The organism is Salegentibacter mishustinae (assembly GCF_002900095.1).
GTDB lineage: Bacteria > Bacteroidota > Bacteroidia > Flavobacteriales > Flavobacteriaceae > Salegentibacter > Salegentibacter mishustinae.
This window is the reverse complement of sequence record NZ_LLKN01000002.1, coordinates 130341-149435: the sequence shown is the minus strand read 5'-3', so window position 1 is coordinate 149435 and position 19095 is coordinate 130341. Positions and strand designations below refer to the sequence as shown.

Here is a 19095-nt window from a genome sequence, read left to right as displayed (position 1 = left end):
CAATAATGTTTGCTCTACAATAATTTGAGCAAATTTGTACATGTTCTTAAACAGTTTTTAAAATCATTTATTGCTTAATTGCGTTTATCTTCTCCCCACATGAGCTTTTTTCTGAGGGTTTGAAGAAAACTATCTTCATTAAGTTCAACAAGATTTATCGCGTAGGGTGCTTTTTGAATAATGATCTCGGTGTCATTTTCAAGGGTGGCAATTCGGGAGTCCATGGACACCAGGTGAGAATCTTCTCTTCCTGAAACCCGAAGTGTTATTTTGGTGTCGTCTTTAATTACTAAAGGACGGGCATTTAAATTATGCGGCGCAATGGGTGTGATAATAATAGATGCCGCATCTGGTGTAATTACCGGGCCGCCGCAGCTAAGAGAATAGCCCGTAGATCCCGTTGGTGTAGAAACAATTAAGCCATCTGCCCAGTAGGAGTTTAGATATTGATCGTTTAGCCAGGTGTCTACCGTGATCATAGAGGTGGTGTTTTTTCGGCTTACGGCAATCTCGTTTAAAGCGATATTTTTAAAGACAGGATCGTGACTGGGAGGGTTGGTGCTAATATTTAGTACACTTCGGGAAGAAATACTGTAATCTTTTTGCAAAATAGTTTCCAGGCTATCTTTAATTTCTTCCTTTTGAATGGTCGCCAAAAAACCTAACCTTCCTGTGTTAATCCCAACAATTGGGATGTCTAAATTCCGGATGTAATTAATAGATTTTAGAATAGTACCATCACCGCCAATGCAAAAGAATAAATCGAAGCTGTTATCCAGTTCTTCAAAAGTGCTGAAGTAAGAATAATCTTCATTAATAGTCTTATTCAAATGAATAAGTTCCAGGAAATCTTTTTCAATAATTACATTGATGTTTTTACGCTTCAGTAATTCCAGAAGCTGTGCTATATAAGTCCCGGCATTGGTGTGATAAAACTGACCGTAGATGCCTACTTTCATATATTCATATATTTATCTAAATACTTAGAGCGGTCTCTGAGATTTTTGTTGAAATTATCTTCCCGGTGTTCAGAAATAATTTTATAGCCATACCTACGGAAAGATTGAATGATCTCATTTATTCCAGAAGGGCTTAATTTTATGGTGATTTGAACTATGTCGTTTTCCAATTTCGAAATAAATGAACCAAGAATATTTGCGCTATTAGATTCTACAATCTGCACGATCTCACTAAAGGAATAATCCTTAATTCCTTTTTGGATTACGATAATATTTCCCGCTTCGCTTAAAAACGGAGTTTCGTTAAAAAGGGAAATAATCTCGTTTAGTTCAACATAACCTAGATAATGGTTTTCTTCATCTAAAACCGGTAAAATATTGGTGTTGTTTTGCGCAAAACGTTCTAAAATATCCAGCCAAAAATCTGTATTTCTCACAAAAAAACCTTCTAAGGCATATTGATAATCTTCTAAAGACTTTTCGGCTTCAAAGCAACGAATATCATTTTCTGAAATGCAGCCCATATAAATACCGTTGTTTTCTACCGGCAAATGCGAATAGGTTAACTGATTGAACAAGTCCTGGACTTCCCCAATTTTATCAGAAAAATGCCTTATGGAAACATCGTTAATTATAAAATCATCCATCTTCATGATGTCGCTTCGTTTTTATGCAAATTAATTAAAATAAAATTCATTAGGGCATTTCCAAGTTTGTATTTTTGTTAAACAAAAGCTTATAAAATGACGAAATTAAGTGTAAATATCAATAAAATTGCCACTTTGCGAAATGCTCGTGGAGGCAACATTCCTAATGTAGTTGAAGCAGCTAAGAAAATAGAGTCTTTTGGCGGGCAGGGAATCACCGTGCACCCAAGACCAGATGAACGCCATATTACTTATCAAGATGTTCGGGATCTTTCTCCTATTGTGAAAACCGAATTTAATATAGAAGGAAATCCGGTAGCGAAATTTATTAATCTGGTGATGGAAGCTAAACCAGCGCAGGTTACTTTGGTGCCCGATGCTGAAGATGCAATTACTTCTAACGCTGGTTGGGATACCATTAAAAATAAGAAATTTCTCCAGGAAGTGATTCAGGAGTTTAAAGATAATGGTATTAGAACTTCAATTTTTGTAGATCCAGATGAAAAAATGATAGAAGGAGCTGCAGAAACAGGAACAGACAGAATTGAATTATATACCGAAGATTTTGCGGTGAAATTTTCAAAAGGCGATAAAACTGGAGTAGAGCCGTATACGAAATGTGCAGAATTAGCGCATCAATTAGGTTTAGGAATTAATGCTGGGCATGACCTTTCCTTAAATAATATTAAGTTTTTTAATGAGCAAGTTCCACATCTTGATGAAGTTTCCATTGGCCACGCACTAATCGCTGAAGCCTTATATATGGGATTAGAAACAACGATTAAAAAATATCTTGAACTTCTGAAATAATTCATTTTTAGAAACAAAAAAACTATGAAATTAAACTCTATAATAATAGGAGAGGGGACACCGCTTTTAATTCTTCACGGATTTTTGGGGATGAGCGATAACTGGAAAACCATTGGTAGCAAACTTGCTGAAGAAAAGAATTTCCAGGTTCACCTTGTAGATCAGCGAAACCACGGTAAAAGCCCGCATACAGATAATCACAGTTATGAACTAATGGCTGAAGATGTTGCAGCCTATTGCGAGCAGCATTCTTTATCAAATATCATTTTAATGGGGCATTCAATGGGTGGTAAAACTGCGATGCTAACTGCTGCAAATTATCCCGATCTAGTAAAAAAGCTTATCGTGGTAGATATTGCTCCAAAATACTATGAGCCACATCATCAGCAAATATTAGAAGGCCTAACCGCTTTGGAAGATGCTAAGCTGGAATCTAGGAAAGATGCCGATAAATTACTTTCAGAATTTATTTCAGAAAAACCGGTGCGACTTTTTCTGCTGAAAAACCTTAATCGTACCTCTAAAGGCGATTACTGTTTAAAAGTTAATCTTCAAACTTTAAAAGATAATATTGAAGAAGTAGGGCGGGCGCTTCCACAGGATAAATCCTATAGCGGCCCTACATTATTTATAAAAGGAGCTAATTCAATTTATATTAAAAAAGAAGACCGGGCGGCAATTAAAAACCAATTTTCGGAAGTAGAATTCAAAGAAATTGCAAACGCAGGGCATTGGGTTCACGCTGAGAAAATGGATGATTTCTATGTAGCTGTTGTTGACTTTCTTTAAAATCTTTCTAAATTTATTATGTGTGCATAATAAATAATCCAATTTTCTTGAGTAATATGTAATTTATGCTAAATTTGATACCAAGAAATTATTAGAATACTATAAAATCCAAATCAATTATGAAAAAATTACTTTTCCTGGGCCTTTTTGGTCTAATGGCTGCGGTAACTTATGCCGGTGGGTATAGGGTGAGTCTTCAGGGACAACGATCGCTTGCTATGGGTCACACGGGTGTAGCGGTAGTTAACAATGCCGAACTTGCTTTTTTTAACCCGGCTGGGCTTGTTTATCTTGAAAATAAGATAAATGTAGCTGCTGGTGCCAGTGCCGTATTTTCCAGTGTGAAATACCAAAATTCAGAATTCGGACTTAGTTCTGAAACTGACAGTCCTGTGGGAACTCCTTTTTATGCTTATGGGTCTTATAGAGTAAACGACTGGCTAACTTTAGGTCTTGCTGCTTATACTCCTTATGGAAGTAGCGTAGAATGGCCAACAGATTGGGCTGGATCTCATTTAGTGAATACTATAGATCTTCAGGCGATATATATTCAGGCTTTAGCTGCAGTAAAAATTTCAGATAAATTAAGTGTTGGTGGTGGACCAATCTATGTAAATGGATCGGTGAATTTTAACCGAAACCTGGATCGTACTTTGACCGATATTGACGGAAATCGCTCTAACGTAACTGTAGATGCCAGCGGCGTAAGTGCTTTTGGATGGTCAGCCAGTGCGATGTTTAATGCTACTGAAGATTTGCGTTTTGGTATTAATTACCGAAGTGAAATAATGGTGGAAGCCGAAGGTGGAGATGCTACTTTTGAAAATATTCCAAATTCCCCATTAACTCCTTTCCAGAATACAGAATTTGATGCGTCTTTACCAATGCCAGCTGAGCTTTCTGTAGGAGTTTCTTACGAACTTTTAGACAAATGGCTTCTTGCTTTCGATTATAATATGACTTACTGGGATGTGTATAAGTCTTTAGACCTGGACTTTGCAAATGCACAAATTCCTGATTCTGAAAATCCACGTAATTATAAAAACTCCTCAACTTACAGGTTTGGGTTGCAATATCTTGCCAACGAAACTATTACTTTGAGAGTTGGATATTACTTTGATGAATCTCCAGTACAGTCTGGTTATTTTGCGCCTGAAACTCCAAGAAACGATGCTCACGGGTTTACCGGTGGTCTTTCTGTAAATGTGAGTGACAAATTCTCTATAGATGCTGCCTTCCTTTATAACAGGTATGAAGAGGTAGATGAATCTTATGCTCCAAATCCTAATGACTTTCCGGATTATGAAGGAGCTCCTTTTGAAGGAACTTATAAAACTTCAGCTTTTATTCCTGGACTTGGTGTAACCTACAAATTATAAAATTAGAAGATGAAACATTATTTTAAATATATAGCAGTATTGGCGCTGGGAATTGTTTCCTGTGAGCCAGAATTTGATAATCCGGTAGACGAAGCCGGTGCTTATACCAATGGAGAAGCAGATTTTTCCCGGTATGTAGCCCTGGGTAATTCCCTTACCGCGGGTTATGCAGACAACGCCCTTTATATTACCGGGCAGGAAAACGCTTATCCGAACATTCTTTCCCAACAATTTGAAAAAACTCAGGATATTGAGGAATTTACCATTCCTTTTATGAATGATAATGCCGGCGGACTTTTATTAGGCGGAAACCAAATCACGCAAAACCGTCTTGTTTTGGCTGTAGGACAGGATGGCACGCCTGGACCTCAGGTTTATACTGGAATGCAACCTACTACCGAAGTTGGGAATGTGTTGCAGGGCCCGTTTAGTAATATGGGTGTGCCGGGAGCAAAATCTTACCACCTTGGTTTTTCTGGTTATGGAAATGTTCAAAACCTGGCTACACAATCTGCCAACCCATACTTTGTTCGTTTTGCTTCTTCACCAGAAGCTACAGTTTTAGAAGATGCACTTGCTCAAAATCCAACTTTTTTCTCTTTATGGATAGGAAATAACGATGTGTTGGGTTATGCTACTTCTGGAGGAACGGGAGAATTTCAGTTAAACAATTTAGATCCTTCTACTTATGGTGAAAACGATATTACAGACCCTAATGCCTTTGCCGGTATTTACGGGCAAATGGTTCAGGCTCTAGCGGCTTCAGCCAGTGGTGGAGTTTTAGTTAATATTCCAGATGTTGCTGCGGTACCATTCTTTAATACAGTGCCAAATAATGCACTTGCATTAGATGCTGAAACAGCAGCTAATTTAACTGGTTATTTCCAGGCGGTTTCACAGGTTTTTGCTGGCGGATTAATGCAACAGGGAGTTCCTGCTGAACAAGCCCAGGCTTTAGCCTCGCAATATGCGATCACCTTTAGTGAAGGTGCAAACAGGTTCTTAATTGATGTGGAGCCTTCAGAGGCAAATCCATTAGGATTTCGACAGATGACCGCAGAAGAAAAATTAGTTTTAACCATAGACCAGGCTGCTTTAGCGCAAGGTTATGGTGCGGTTAGTCTTTCGCCACAGGTAATGCAAATTCTTGGAGCTTTACAACAAGGTCAAACTCCAACTCAGGAAGAGGCTAATGCACTTTTTGGAGCGGTAAATGGGATTGACGATGCTGATGCTTTAGACGAAGCCGAATTAGCTAATATAGAGCAGGCAACTGCAGCTTATAATGCTTCTATACAAGCTATCGCTGATGCTAATGGATTGGGGTATGTAGATGCTCAGGGCTTACTAAATCAATTGGCAGAAGGAGGAATCTCTTTTGATGGGGGAACCATAACTTCAGAATTTGTAACAGGTGGTGCTTTTTCTCTTGATGGAATTCATTTAACTCCTCGTGGAAATGCAGTTATGGCTAACGAAATTATTGATGTTATTAACTCAACTTATAGCGCTAGTGTTCCAAAAGTAAATGTTGGTACTTATGGTACTGTAACTTTAAGTAACGAAGTGCAGTAAAACCATCACCTTTTATTACAAAAATAGAAACGCCGGATTTTTCCGGCGTTTTTTGTATTTTTCAGAAACTAACTAATCTTAAAATTATGAATTTTATATTAAGAATACTACTTACCGCGTTAGCTGTGGTGATCCTGGCTAAATTTCTACCAGGCGTTGAGGTAGCCGGTTACTTAACAGCTATAATAGTGGCACTGGTTCTTGCTATCTTAAACCTGTTAGTAAAACCTCTTTTGGTAATTCTTACCTTACCGGTAACTATCTTGACGCTAGGCTTGTTTTTACTGGTTATTAACGCAATAATCATTTTACTGGCAGATGCTTTTGTAGCAGGATTTGGAGTTAGCGGCTTTTTTATCGCCCTGCTTTTTAGCTTGCTTTTATCCCTGTTTCAATCCCTACTTTTTTCTTTATTGGGAAAAGATTAGGAACTATACTGGAATTCAATAATTTGAAACTTTGTTGGCTTGGGAAAAAAGTGTAATTTTGCACTCCAATTTTTATAACAAGTCAAGATGAATATTACCAGAGAGAATATTGATGAATTGAATGCGGTGGTAAAAGTAGATATCGCCAAAGAAGACTATGCCGGTAAAGTTGAAAAAATCTTAAAAGATTACCGTAAAAATGCCAATATTCCCGGCTTTAGAAAAGGGCACGTGCCTATGGGAATGGTGAAAAAACAATACGGTCAGGCTGTTTTGGTAGATGAGGTAAACAAACTTCTACAGGATTCACTAAATAAATATCTTACCGAAGAAAAACTGGATGTTCTTGGAAATCCTATTCCTAAAGAGCAGGAAAACTTCGATTGGAATAAAGAAGAATATACTTTTGAGTTCGAACTTGGTTTGGCTCCAGAATTTGATGTAAACCTTGAACTTGAAAAGCCGGTAACCCATTACAATATTGTGGCAGATGAGAAAATGGTGAATAACCAAATCGAATCTATAAGAAAACAATATGGGAAACTGATCTCTAAAGATGAAGCTGAAGAAGGTGATATCGTTGCCGGTACCTTCAAGAATGAAGAAGAAGGAATTGAAAAAGAAACTTCAATAGAATTAGAAAAACTTAAGGGGAAAAGAAACCTTAATAAGTTTGTAGGTGCTAAAGTTGGTGATTCTTTTACTTTAAAAACTAAAAATCTTTTTGAAGACGATCACGAGCTAATTCAGCATTTAGGAATTGAGCACGATAAAGCGCACGATCTTGATATTGAAGTTGAATTTACGGTAAAAGAGATCAACCATAGAGAATTGGCTGAGCTTAACCAGGAATTATTCGATAAGCTTTTTGGTGAAGGGAAAGTAACCAGTGAAGATGAGCTTAAAGAAAAGATCAAGGAAGATGCAGCAAAGCAATTTAAGCAGCAAAGCGATCAGCAGTTAATGAACGATGTGACCAAGCAGCTTATTGAGCAAACTAAATTTGAACTTCCTAAAGAATTTCTTCAAAAATGGATTCAGACCGTTGGTGAAAAGCCAATGACCGAAGAAGAGGCCAAAGAAGAATACGAAAAGAGCGAAGAAGGTTTACGTTACCAGTTAATTGAAGGTAAAATAGTAAACGAAAATAACCTTACAGTAGAGTTTGAAGATCTTAAAGCTTTTGCTAAAGAAAAGATCAAAGAACAAATGGCTCAATTCGGCCAAATGAATCCTGGAGATAAAGAACTTGACGATATCGCGGCAAGAATTCTTTCTAATCAGGACGAAGTTAAAAGAATGTCAGAGCAATTAATGAACGAGAAATTGCTTGGTTTCTACAAAGAGAAAATGTCTTTTGAAGAAAAAGAAGTGACTTACGACGAATTTGTGAAAGAGATTTACGAGTAGGCTTTTTCTATAAATTTATACTTATATTTAAGGCGTTAAACCATTCGGGTTAACGCCTTTTCACTTAAAAGGCAGCTAAGAGAAAAAGCTTAAAAAAAAGATTGATGGATTACGGAAAAGAATTTGAAAAATACGCCACTAAGCATCACGGTATAAATAGTAACTATTACCAAAAAATAGTGAGCAGTATGACTCCTACGGGGATGACCCCTAATATTATTGAAGAGCGACAAATGAACGCGGTTGCTATGGATGTTTTTTCCAGGTTGATGATGGATAGAATTATCTTTATGGGTACTGCAATTAACGATCAGGTTGCAAATATTATACAAGCACAGATGTTATTTTTAGAAAGTACAGATGCTTCTAAAGATATCCAGATCTACATTAATTCTCCGGGAGGAAGTGTTTATGCAGGTTTGGGAATTTATGATACTATGCAGTTCATAAAACCAGATGTGGCTACAATTTGTACAGGTATGGCAGCTTCTATGGGCGCAGTATTACTTTGTGCCGGTGAAAAAGGAAAAAGAAGCGGTTTGCCACATTCCAGGGTAATGATTCACCAACCTCTTGGTGGTGCCCAGGGGCAGGCTAGTGATATAGAGATCACCGCAAGGGAAATCTTAACCCTTAAAAAGGAATTATACGAGATTATTGCTAAGCATTCCGGACAAACTTACGAGAAGATAGAGGAAGATAGTGATCGTGATTACTGGATGAAGGCCGATAAAGCCAAAGAATACGGTATGATCGATGAAATTTTAACGAGAGAAGGATAAGAATTAATTACCAGTTTATTATTTTATATACTGGAAATTGAAATTTGACGAAATGGCGAAAGAAGAATTAGAATGTTCGTTTTGCGGTAGAAAAAAACCTGAAACCAACTTACTTATAGCTGGGCTGGATGCGCATATATGTGACAAATGTATAGAGCAGGCTCACGGCATTGTTTTAGAAGAACTCAAACAGGGGGAAGCTAAAGAATTGTCTTCAGACTTAATGCTGAGTAAACCAAAAGTGATTAAAGAATTTTTGGATCAGTATGTAATTGGGCAGGAAGCAACCAAAAAAGTGATGTCGGTAGCGGTTTATAACCACTACAAAAGGCTCTTGCAACCGGCAAGCGGTGATGATGTTGAGATTCAAAAATCTAACATCGTAATGGTTGGGGAAACCGGTACAGGGAAAACCCTTATCGCAAAAACTATTGCAAAAATGCTTAATGTGCCTTTGGCTATTGTAGATGCTACGGTTCTTACCGAAGCAGGTTACGTGGGTGAAGATGTAGAAGGTATTTTAACAAGATTGCTTCAGGCAGCCGATTATAATGTTGAAAAAGCACAACGCGGAATTGTATTTATTGATGAAATAGATAAAATTGCCCGTAAAAGTGATAATCCTTCAATTACCAGAGATGTTTCTGGGGAAGGTGTTCAGCAGGCATTATTAAAATTACTGGAAGGAACCACCGTTAACGTGCCGCCAAAAGGAGGTCGTAAACACCCCGATCAAAAATTTGTTGAGGTAGATACCGAAAATATCCTTTTCATTGCAGGAGGAGCTTTTGATGGTATTGAGCGCAACATTAGTAAGCGATTAAATATGCAGGCAGTTGGTTTCAGCGCTTCAAAAAGCGAGGATAATATAGAAAGAACCAACTTGTTAAAATATATTATTCCGAAGGATTTAAAGGATTTCGGACTTATTCCTGAAATAATAGGAAGATTACCGGCACTTACTTATATGAATCCGCTTGACGAAAGTACGCTTCGTTCTATTTTAACCGAGCCTAAAAACGCCATTATAAAACAATATAAGAAGTTGTTTGAAATGGACGATATCGAGTTTGAAATGACCGATGACGCTTTGGATTATATAGTTGAGAAAGCGGTAGAATATAAACTGGGAGCAAGAGGATTAAGATCTTTATGTGAAGCAGTGCTTACCGATGCGATGTTTGAAATGCCCGAAAGCGGCAAAAGCAAGCTAAAAGTATCTCGCGCTTATGCCGAAGAAAAATTAAATAAGTCTACTATAAGCAAGCTTAAAGCAGTTTCTTAAACCTAGACCTTAGTATATTATAAAAACTGCCCGGAAATAGGCTTCAAACCATTTCCGGGCAGTTTTTTTATATTCGGTTTGTATTTTCTAGAAGTTTTAAGTTAATATCTCGTAATGTATGGGTTTAAAACTACCGTTGTTGCTGTCTTCGGCAGAGCAGGCAGTTAAAGCAACAATAAGATCCATTTTTGCTTCAAATAGCACATAGTCTCCCGCTTTACTAAGTGGCGGGTCAACACTAATTTTTCCCTTCTCATCAAACTGAACGTTCATAAAAATGTTGAAAGCCGTAGGAATATCGTCTGGCTGAATTTCATATTTTTCCAGGCTGGTATATAGGTTTTCAAAACAGCTGGGATGGTAACCATCGTAATCATACATCACTTCAAAAGTTTCGGGGCTGCATGGAGCAAGCAAAAAATCGTTTCTCCCGTTCGTATCTTCAAGGATTTCTGCCATTTTATTACTGCGATTGCTCCAAAGAAAGTTTCCTGAACTTATTAAAATAGATTCTTCGAAATCCAGGGTTTTTCCTGAAGATAGTTTTTCCCTTCTGTCTTTTGCATTAAATAAAACCATATCGCTAACCTGTTCACCTTCGGCATCTATCACTTTCAATTTCTGTCCTTTTTTTAATTTAAAGGCGGCTCCAGATTGTTTTTTTATTACTTGCATTTATGCTCTTTTTTAATGTTTTCGCTTAACGCGGAATTTAAATTATTTTGCTGTTTTTCCAAATTTGCGGTGACCGAATCAATATCTTCCTTATCATAACCCTGGTGCAGTTTTGCAATACCTTTAATTTCTTCTACTTCACACCAAAATCCTGTAATTAAAGGCAAATGTTCATCCAGCATTTTTTTTGGAATGTCTTTATAATACAAAGGATCTTCCTGCGGCTTTTCAAAAGTTGCAACCAGTTCTTTTAGCGAGTCTTCAAGTTCCTGCCGGGATTGTATTTTCAGTTTTACATTTACGTGTACCGCAGAATAGTCCCAGGTGCTAATGTCTTTTTCTTTATACCAGGAAGAAGAAATATAGCCGTGTGCGCCCTGAAAAATCAATAAAGCTTCTGTATCGTCTTTTAAGTATTTAAACTGCTCATTATGGTTGGCTATATGTGAAAAGAGAAGAAAATCTTTTGCAGTGCCTTTTGTGAGCACCGGAATATGAGTAGCTAAAATTTTTTTACCATTAAGTATAAAAGTTGCAAAAGGATGCTGCTGTATAAATTTAAAAAGAAATTCAGGATCGTCTTTTTTGTATTTTTTGGGCTGATACATATTTAATTTTTTCTGTGGAATGGGCATTTCCATTCCTCCTCAACTTTACGGCCGCTATACTGCCTGGCCTCGCTATTTTCTCCAAAGTCTTCCAGCATAGGGTTTATATTCCCCTGAAATTCTATATCACGTTCTCTAATCTTATCGCGAACGGTATTAAATGCTCCCATTTCTCTTAACTTTTCAAATTGCCAGTGTAAATTAAAAGCAATTGCGGGATAAGGACTCTGCCTTGCCTTGCGACTGCTGTTTGGATGCATGCCCACCATATAAAAGGCTTTTCCGGCAATGCTAAAGCTAAAATTTTTCTCTTCAGGATTATCGCTAACTTCAGAATCCCAGTCTTCATTGTCTATATCATGTAAGAACTCCAGTTGTTTCCAAAGTGCAGTTTCAAATTGTGTTTCAGAAAATGAATCCTGGTCTTTAAAAACGGCCATAAAAGTATAGAATTCATTAGACTCAAAATCGTACTTTTCTATATAGTTCTGTAAATCCTTATAGATTTCTTTGGCTGTTTTTCGGCTGGGAAATTCACCGTAGGTATGCAGGTCTAAATGATTCTGGCTTACCACGGTTTGTGCCATCATACAGGGATGGTCTTTAGTCAAAACAAAATCTTTAAACGCTAATTCTGCAGCTTCATCTGCATTAACTTTCCATTTTTTCACTTTAGGTTTTACTCCAGAAGAATTCATAATATCGAATGGTTTTTTATAAAACTACCATCTATAAGCTGGCGTTCCATACGGTTTAAGAATAAATTAATTCAAAATTTAATAAGATTAACAGGCAGCCCGATAATCTATTTTTTTAGGTAGATTTATCTCATTACATCTTTGGTAAGCCAGTCTTCCAGTTCCCGATCCTCTTCCGAGGTATGTAAAACTGAAATATCTCCTGTGGTTTCAAATACTACTGCACGTACCTGGGAAAGGTCTAAAACATTAGCTTCCCTTAATTTGGAACGCAAGTCACCTTCGGTTACCCTGGCCTTTTTTAGGTTCTCGTATAATATAGTTTGCTTATCCATAAGTAGTAAGGGTGAATTGTCTATTGCTTTTTGAACCCAGGTCCAGCGTCTTAAGAACGCAGCCGAGATTTGTAAAATATATACTGCGGCAAGACCAACAATTCCCTGTACCAGACTCACAGATTTAGATAAAATGGTTGAAGCTATAATAGAACCTACTGCAACCGTCATCGCAAAGTCAAAACTTGACATTTTAGAAAAACTACGTTTTCCCGCAATTCGTGTAAAAAGTATAATTGCCACGTAAATTCCTAAAGCGGTTAGCAAAATTGCTATTATAGACGTCCAGGACGCTTCAAACCATTTCTCCATAATAAAGTTTTAATTAGTGCGGCAACCCTAAGTGTTGATATTTTATACGGGGTTTCAGAACATTATATTATAAAATTAAGAAGCATAGGTTACAATAAAATGTTAAGAATTTATAAGAGTTTCTAAATGTTCATTAAAAAACCAGATATCGTTAAAGAAACACGCATTTGAGTTAATTGAATACCTTTGCAAAATGAATTTATTGAAAATTGGTCATCGTGGCGCCGAAGGACATTTGGCCGAAAATACTTTAGAAAGCATCCAAAAGGCATTGAATTTTGGCGTTGATGCTATAGAGATTGATGTGCATAGATGTGAAACCGGTGAATTGGTGGTGATTCACGATTTTACTTTAGATCGAACTACCAATGGAAGTGGTGAAGTTGCTAAAAAGTCTTTAACCGAAATAAAAGTCTTAAAAGTAGAGGATGAATTTGAGATACCGCTACTTACCGAAGTCCTGGATTTTATTCAGGGAAAATGTACTATAAATATTGAATTAAAAGGTTTAAACACCGCTACGTCTACTGCCGGAATCATTAAAAAATATATAGCAGAAAAAAACTGGACCTATAAAGATTTTATCGTTTCCAGTTTTCAGAAAAATGAGCTGTTTCAGATGCGAAAATTGGACGAAAAGGTGGCGCTGGGAATTTTGAGTAAAGCCAGTGTGACCGAAGCTATAGAACTGGGGAAACTCCTTAAGGCCTCGGCAATTCACCCGTCTTTAGGAATAATTACCCGGGATAATGTAAAGGCATCTCACGAGGCCGGTTTCAACGTAAACGTCTGGACGGTTAACGAACCGGAAGACATTCAGCGGATGCGTGAATTTGGCGTAGACGGAATTATTTCAGATTTTCCCGACCGACTTTTATAAATAATGGAATTAGAGAACCTGAACTGGAAATCTTCAACTTAAAATTAGAAACCAGAAAAATGCAGCATTTCGATATTATAATTATAGGCGGGGGAGCAGCAGGCTTTTTTACCGCGATAAATGCAGCTGAATTTAACCCCAATCTAAAAATTGCCATTTTTGAACGTGGGAAAGAAGTGCTAACCAAAGTGAAAATTTCGGGTGGGGGAAGGTGTAATGTAACACACGCCGAATTTATTCCGAAGGAACTTAGCCTCAATTATCCCCGTGGAGAAAAAGAATTGCTTGGGCCTTTTCACGGATTTATGACCGGAGATACCATGGAATGGTTTGAGAAAAAAGGGATTGAATTAAAGATCGAAGATGACGGCCGAATTTTTCCTGTTTCAGATGATTCGCAAAGTATTATTAATTGCTTTTTACAGGAAACCGAAAGATTAAAGATTCAGGTATTTAAGAGCCACGCAGTTCAAAATTTTCAAAAGGAAGAAAAGTGCTGGATGGTTAAAACCAGTAAAGGATATTTTTCTGCAGATAAAATTATGCTCGCCACCGGGAGCAATCCTAAAATGTGGAATATACTCAAGAAGCTGGGTCATGAAATTATAGAACCTGTTCCTTCTCTTTTTACTTTCAATATTCAAGATGCCCGAATTAAAGATCTACCCGGAATCGCTACCGAAGCCGAGGTTAAAATAAATTCTAAAAATGTCAATTTAGAAAGTAAAGGACCTTTGCTAATTACTCATTGGGGAATGAGTGGGCCGGGAATTTTAAAACTATCAGCCTGGGGAGCAAGAGACTTGGAGAAATTAAATTATCAATTTGAAATACTGGTAAACTGGTTGCCCGGGTTTAATTCAGAAGATATTTTGTCTAGTTTAAAAGATCTAAAATCAAAATTAGCTAAACAACAGGTGATGAAAAATGCGCAATTCGATTTGCCTAAACGCTTATGGAAAAACCTGGTAATAGCATCTGGAATTGCAGAAGGCACTACCTGGGCCGATTTAAATAAAAATCAGCTTCAAAATTTAAGCGTACAACTTACTGCAGCGACTTTTAAAGTAAATGGAAAAAGTACCTTTAAAGAAGAATTTGTTACTGCGGGAGGAGTTAATTTAAAAGAAGTTAATTTTAAAACTTTTGAGAGTAAACTTCATAAAAACCTGTTTTTGGCTGGAGAGGTTTTAAATATAGATGCCATAACCGGCGGATTTAACTTTCAAAATGCCTGGACAGGCGGTTTTCTTGCGGCGCAGGCTATGAGTGAAGATTAATTAAGTCGCCAGATCTCAAAATTTAAGATCATAGCAAACAATACCCAAACTGCATAGGGTATCATTAAATACGCCGCGGTATTGCTTACCACTCTAAACCATTTTATAGTGATTAATATTAGTATAAATAATAAAATGATGCTTAGTAAAGCTAAAAATGGTTTTTGTATTCCGAAGAAAAGTAAAGACCAGGAACCGTTAATTAAAAGTTGAAAGCCAAAATGATATAAAGCGGTTTTCACCCATTTGTGGTAGAAACCTTTGCTCCATACAATTCCTGCGGCAATCCCCATTAAAACATACATAATTAACCAAATAGGGCCAAAAAAGGCGTCAGGCGGATTAAACCAGGGTTTATTCAAGTCGGGATACCAATCTGCGGTGCCTGCCTGGGTGGCAATAGCGCCCATAAACCCGAAAAGCAAACAAATGCCAATGGCCACAGAACTTCGTAAAAAGAGTTTTTTGGTCATTTTAAGGTTGGTTTCGGGTAACTTCCCGGTTAAAACGAAGAAGTTTGTCCTTACTAAAATAAAAATTTATTTTGATAGGGAAAGAAAATTCCCAAAACATAAAACATATCTTTGCGGCCTAAGTAAGATTTCAATTTTCAATCTAATGCCTTAAGCTTTTGCAACAGGCGTTTTACTAAAATTTTGCTATGCGCGAACAGGATTTTATTCCAAAGCAATTTTCAGGCAACATCGAAAAAGGAGAAGTTACCTGGAAGTCTCCCAGCAATATTGCCCTGGTAAAATATTGGGGTAAAAAGGAGAATCAGATTCCGGCGAATCCTTCAGTGAGTTTTACCTTGAAAAATTGTAAAACCACTACGAAAATGGAGTTTCAGAAGAAGCCAGAACCATCTGCGACTTTTGATTTTGAACTTTATTTTGAAGGAAAAAGGAAGGAAGATTTTAAACCGAAAATTCAGCAGTTTTTTAAACGTATTGAGCAATATGCACCGTTTTTAAAAGACTATAAGTTTTTTATTCATACTGAAAATTCCTTTCCTCATAGCAGCGGAATAGCATCTTCCGCAAGCGGGATGAGCGCTCTTGCGCTTTGCGTCATGAGTCTGGAAAAAGAATTGAATCCTGAGGTTGTTAATGATGAGTTTTTCTATAAAAAAGCTTCTTTTTTAGCCAGGTTAGGTTCAGGGAGTGCTTGCCGTAGTTTAGAAGGTGAATTAATCGAATGGGGCGAACACCAGAATATTCCGGAAAGCAGTGATTTATTCGGAATAAAATACCCGTTTGAAATTGATGAGGTGTTTAAAAGTTACCAGGATACCATTTTGTTGGTAGACAAAGGGCAAAAGCAGGTAAGCAGTAGCGTTGGTCATAATTTAATGCACGGCCATCCATTTGCTGAAGAGCGTTTTGCCCAGGCACATTCTAATTTAGACAAATTGAAGCAAATTTTTACTTCCGGAAATTTGGAAGAATTTATTGCTATCGTAGAAAGTGAGGCACTTACTTTGCACGCGATGATGATGAGCAGCAATCCTTATTTTATTCTAATGAAGCCTAATACGCTTGAAATTATTAATAAAATATGGGAGTTTAGGGAAAACACCAAAACTCCAATTTGTTTCACTCTGGATGCCGGCGCCAATGTACATCTACTTTATCCAGAGATGCATAAAGAAAAAGTTTTAGAATTCATTAAGAATGAGCTTGTTGCCTATTGTGAAAAAGGGCAGTATATTTGCGACCAGGTTGGAAAGGGAGCAGAAAAATTGTAAATTTACTTACATTGCTCTTTTTTGTTCTGAAAAAAGATTATTCGAAAGCTTATGAAAGGACCTTTATTTTATTCAAAAATCTTACTCTTTGGAGAGTACGGAATCATTAAAGATTCCAAAGGTTTATCCATTCCTTATAATTTTTATAATGGAGCTTTAAAAGTAGATGAAGATCCTTCTGAAGCTGCGATTGCCTCTAATAGAAGTTTAAACCGATTTGCCGATTACTTACACGAACTTCAGGAAAATAATCCGGAGCTTGTGCAGTTTGATCTGGCAAAGCTTAAAGCTGATATTGAAAAAGGCATGTATTTCGATTCTACTATTCCGCAGGGATATGGTGTAGGAAGTAGTGGTGCTTTGGTTGCGGCTATTTACGATAAATATGCAACCGGAAAGATCACGGTTCTAGAAAATCTTACCCGTGATAAATTATTAAAACTGAAAAAGATTTTCGGAGAAATGGAATCTTTTTTCCACGGAAAATCTTCAGGTTTAGATCCTTTAAATAGTTATTTAAGCATCCCGATTTTAATTAATTCTAAAGATAATATTGAGCCCGCAGGAATACCTTCGCAAACCGAAAATGGTCTGGGCGCCGTATTTCTATTAGATAGTGGCAGTACCGGTGAAACAGGCCCAATGGTGAATATTTTTATGGAAAATATGAAGCAGGAAGGCTTTAGGCAAATGCTTAAAGAGCAATTTGTAAAACATACCGATGCCTGTGTAGACGATTTTCTTAAAGGAGATGTGAAGTCGTTGTTTTCTAATGTAAAACGTCTTTCTCACGTGGTATTGGATAACTTTAAGCCAATGATCCCCGCTCAATTTCATAAACTTTGGAAACACGGTATAGATACTAACGATTATTACCTTAAACTTTGCGGTTCTGGAGGTGGTGGTTATATCTTAGGTTTTACCGAAGACATTGATAAAGCCAGAAAATCTCTTAAAGATTACAAATTAGAAGTGGTTTACAACTTCTAAACAACCCTTACATGGCGTCTATTTCTAACAAGCGCTTATTGCTGAAAATGTTTAGTTTGTTTTCGGTGGTTCGTGGCTATAATATTTTGGTGCTTATTTTAGCACAATACCTTACATCAGCCTTTATTTTAGCGCCAGAACTTCCTTTAAGGGAAATTTTTTTTGACGATAATTTATTCTTTCTAATACTTTCTTCTGCTACGGTGATCGCATCTGGGTATATTATCAATAATTTTTACGATAGCGAGAAAGATTTAATCAACAGGCCAAAGAAAACAATGTTAGACCGGTTTGTGAGTCAGCGAACCAAACTTTCGGTTTATTTTATTCTCAATTTATTGGCTATTTTCTTTGCCAGTTATGTTTCGTTTAAAGCGGTAGTTTTCTTTTCCATCTATATTTTTGCGATTTGGTTGTATTCGCATCGTTTAAAACGGATTTTATTTTTGGGAAATTTGGTGGCTTCCATACTTACCCTTACTCCGTTTTTCGTGATATTTATTTATTATAAAAATTTTGAAACGGTCATTTTTATACACGCAACTTTCCTTTATTTAATGATTGTAATGCGTGAACTGGTGAAAGACCTGGAGAATATGCAGGGAGATTTAATTCAAAATTATCATACTATTCCCATAGTTTATGGAGAGAAGCTCAGTAAATTTTTCCTGTCAATATTGAGTATTTTAGCCGTAATCCCAACTATGCTGCTTATTACCCGTTTTGATACGGGGTATATGAACTATTACTTTTATGTATCCCTGGTTTTACTGGTTTTCTTTGTACTGTTCCTATATTTCAGCAAAGTGAAATGGCAGTTTTTACTGCTTCATAATATATTAAAACTTATTATTGTTGCCGGGGTTTTTAGTATTTTACTTATTGATATTAAGGAGGTACTAAACCGCGTTTTTTAAGATTCAAATTCAAAAATAATTTATGGAAAAAGATCATAGCTATTTTTTAAAAAGAGCTATTCAGTTAGCAGAAGAAGGAATGGATAAAGGTTCCGGTGGCCCATTTGGTGCCGTAATTGTAAAGAATGGAGAAATTATTGCCGAATCCAGTAATAAAGTAACTTCTACCAACGATCCTACCGCCCATGCCGAGGTGGCTGCAATTAGACAAGCCTGTGAAAAACTGGGAGATTTCCAGTTAGAAGATTGTATTCTTTATACCTCCTGTGAGCCCTGCCCCATGTGTTTGGGTGCTATTTACTGGGCGAGGCCCAGTAAAGTGTATTATGCTTTAAGTAGGGAAGATGCTGCCAGGATAGGTTTCGACGATCAGTTTGTTTATGATGAAATTGCTCTAGATATGGACGAGCGTAAGATCCCGTTTATTAATATGATGCGCGAAGAAGGCCTACCAATTTTTCAAAAATGGGAAGCAAAAGGAGATAAAATTGATTATTAGATACACTATTTTTAGTATAAATAAGTATAAAAACTTTAAATAAATAGAATGCCACTCTAAATCAATAGAGTACCTTTGCAAAAAATTAGC

At 36.9% G+C, this 19095-nt stretch carries 21 protein-coding genes; 14 read left to right on the top strand and 7 right to left on the bottom strand.

Annotated elements, in window-relative coordinates:
* Nucleotides 1-74 precede the first annotated feature (74 nt).
* Together APB85_RS03585 and APB85_RS03580 are read right to left on the bottom strand one after the other, a co-directional pair.
* The gene (locus APB85_RS03585) at nucleotides 75-959 is read right to left on the bottom strand and encodes an NAD kinase (protein ID WP_057482908.1); all 885 of its coding nucleotides are present in this window, start codon (nucleotides 957-959) and stop codon (nucleotides 75-77) included.
* Nucleotides 956-1612, bottom strand: a complete 657-nt coding sequence (locus APB85_RS03580) for a CBS domain-containing protein (protein ID WP_057482909.1) — start codon at nucleotides 1610-1612, stop codon at nucleotides 956-958. Before APB85_RS03580 ends, APB85_RS03585 begins: the two co-directional genes overlap by 4 nt.
* 90 nt (nucleotides 1613-1702) lie before the next feature.
* Between APB85_RS03580 and APB85_RS03575 the strand changes: the two genes are divergently transcribed.
* From APB85_RS03575 to clpX, 8 genes are all read left to right on the top strand, one after another.
* Nucleotides 1703-2416 carry a pyridoxine 5'-phosphate synthase gene (locus APB85_RS03575; RefSeq protein WP_057482910.1) on the top strand — a complete coding sequence of 238 codons (714 nt, stop codon included), beginning with the start codon at nucleotides 1703-1705 and terminating at the stop codon, nucleotides 2414-2416.
* A gap of 24 nt (nucleotides 2417-2440) precedes the next feature.
* A complete protein-coding gene (locus APB85_RS03570; RefSeq protein ID WP_057482911.1) occupies nucleotides 2441-3205 on the top strand; it encodes an alpha/beta fold hydrolase in 765 nt (254 codons plus the stop codon).
* Between the two features lie 119 nt (nucleotides 3206-3324).
* Nucleotides 3325-4584 carry an OmpP1/FadL family transporter gene (locus APB85_RS03565; RefSeq protein WP_057482912.1) on the top strand — a complete coding sequence of 420 codons (1260 nt, stop codon included), beginning with the start codon at nucleotides 3325-3327 and terminating at the stop codon, nucleotides 4582-4584.
* A gap of 9 nt (nucleotides 4585-4593) precedes the next feature.
* Nucleotides 4594-6159: an SGNH/GDSL hydrolase family protein gene (locus APB85_RS03560; RefSeq protein WP_057482913.1), complete on the top strand. Its 1566-nt coding sequence runs from the start codon at nucleotides 4594-4596 to the stop codon at nucleotides 6157-6159.
* Between the two features lie 86 nt (nucleotides 6160-6245).
* Nucleotides 6246-6587, top strand: coding sequence for a phage holin family protein (locus APB85_RS03555; protein WP_057482914.1), 342 nt, complete (start codon nucleotides 6246-6248; stop codon nucleotides 6585-6587).
* Nucleotides 6588-6674: 87 nt separating this feature from the next.
* A complete protein-coding gene (gene tig, locus APB85_RS03550) occupies nucleotides 6675-7997 on the top strand; it encodes a trigger factor (RefSeq protein WP_057482915.1) in 1323 nt (440 codons plus the stop codon).
* 104 nt (nucleotides 7998-8101) lie between these two features.
* Nucleotides 8102-8779, top strand: coding sequence for an ATP-dependent Clp endopeptidase proteolytic subunit ClpP (gene clpP / locus APB85_RS03545; protein ID WP_057482916.1), 678 nt, complete (start codon nucleotides 8102-8104; stop codon nucleotides 8777-8779).
* A gap of 52 nt (nucleotides 8780-8831) precedes the next feature.
* Nucleotides 8832-10064, top strand: coding sequence for an ATP-dependent Clp protease ATP-binding subunit ClpX (gene clpX, locus APB85_RS03540; RefSeq protein ID WP_057482917.1), 1233 nt, complete (start codon nucleotides 8832-8834; stop codon nucleotides 10062-10064).
* Between the two features lie 96 nt (nucleotides 10065-10160).
* On the opposite strand, the gene APB85_RS03535 is transcribed toward clpX, so the two are convergent.
* The 4 genes from APB85_RS03535 to APB85_RS03520 all read right to left on the bottom strand — a co-directional run bounded on the left by APB85_RS03535 (nucleotide 10161) and on the right by APB85_RS03520 (nucleotide 12692).
* Nucleotides 10161-10739, bottom strand: a complete 579-nt coding sequence (locus tag APB85_RS03535; RefSeq protein ID WP_057482918.1) for a DUF1989 domain-containing protein — start codon at nucleotides 10737-10739, stop codon at nucleotides 10161-10163.
* The gene (locus tag APB85_RS03530; RefSeq protein WP_057482919.1) at nucleotides 10730-11347 is read right to left on the bottom strand and encodes an FMN-binding negative transcriptional regulator; all 618 of its coding nucleotides are present in this window, start codon (nucleotides 11345-11347) and stop codon (nucleotides 10730-10732) included. Before APB85_RS03530 ends, APB85_RS03535 begins: the two co-directional genes overlap by 10 nt.
* Before the next feature lie 2 nt (nucleotides 11348-11349).
* Complete coding sequence (gene gntA, locus APB85_RS03525; protein ID WP_057482920.1) at nucleotides 11350-12045, bottom strand: guanitoxin biosynthesis heme-dependent pre-guanitoxin N-hydroxylase GntA; 696 nt, start codon at nucleotides 12043-12045, stop codon at nucleotides 11350-11352.
* A gap of 125 nt (nucleotides 12046-12170) precedes the next feature.
* On the bottom strand, nucleotides 12171-12692 hold the full coding sequence (locus APB85_RS03520; RefSeq protein ID WP_057482921.1) for a DUF421 domain-containing protein: 522 nt from the start codon (nucleotides 12690-12692) through the stop codon (nucleotides 12171-12173).
* Between the two features lie 193 nt (nucleotides 12693-12885).
* On the opposite strand from APB85_RS03520, the gene APB85_RS03515 reads away from it, so the two are divergent.
* Both APB85_RS03515 and APB85_RS03510 read left to right on the top strand, forming a co-directional pair.
* Nucleotides 12886-13572: a glycerophosphodiester phosphodiesterase gene (locus APB85_RS03515; protein WP_057482922.1), complete on the top strand. Its 687-nt coding sequence runs from the start codon at nucleotides 12886-12888 to the stop codon at nucleotides 13570-13572.
* 59 nt (nucleotides 13573-13631) lie between these two features.
* Nucleotides 13632-14852, top strand: coding sequence for a BaiN/RdsA family NAD(P)/FAD-dependent oxidoreductase (locus APB85_RS03510; RefSeq protein ID WP_057482923.1), 1221 nt, complete (start codon nucleotides 13632-13634; stop codon nucleotides 14850-14852).
* Here APB85_RS03510 and APB85_RS03505 read toward each other — a convergent pair.
* Complete coding sequence (locus APB85_RS03505) at nucleotides 14849-15325, bottom strand: TspO/MBR family protein (RefSeq protein ID WP_057482924.1); 477 nt, start codon at nucleotides 15323-15325, stop codon at nucleotides 14849-14851. The genes APB85_RS03510 and APB85_RS03505 overlap by 4 nt on opposite strands.
* Nucleotides 15326-15513: 188 nt before the next feature.
* Here APB85_RS03505 and APB85_RS03500 point away from each other — a divergent pair, with 188 nt between their 5' ends.
* Genes APB85_RS03500 through APB85_RS03485 form a run of 4 tightly spaced genes read left to right on the top strand, consistent with a single transcriptional unit; the run spans nucleotide 15514 to nucleotide 19005 of the window.
* On the top strand, nucleotides 15514-16599 hold the full coding sequence (locus APB85_RS03500) for a diphosphomevalonate/mevalonate 3,5-bisphosphate decarboxylase family protein (protein ID WP_057482925.1): 1086 nt from the start codon (nucleotides 15514-15516) through the stop codon (nucleotides 16597-16599).
* Between the two features lie 51 nt (nucleotides 16600-16650).
* A complete protein-coding gene (locus APB85_RS03495) occupies nucleotides 16651-17589 on the top strand; it encodes a mevalonate kinase family protein (RefSeq protein WP_057482926.1) in 939 nt (312 codons plus the stop codon).
* Between the two features lie 11 nt (nucleotides 17590-17600).
* Nucleotides 17601-18506, top strand: coding sequence for a geranylgeranylglycerol-phosphate geranylgeranyltransferase (locus APB85_RS03490; RefSeq protein ID WP_057482927.1), 906 nt, complete (start codon nucleotides 17601-17603; stop codon nucleotides 18504-18506).
* Nucleotides 18507-18528: 22 nt separating this feature from the next.
* Nucleotides 18529-19005, top strand: a complete 477-nt coding sequence (locus APB85_RS03485) for a nucleoside deaminase (RefSeq protein ID WP_057482928.1) — start codon at nucleotides 18529-18531, stop codon at nucleotides 19003-19005.
* The last annotated feature ends 90 nt before the right edge of the window (nucleotides 19006-19095 follow it).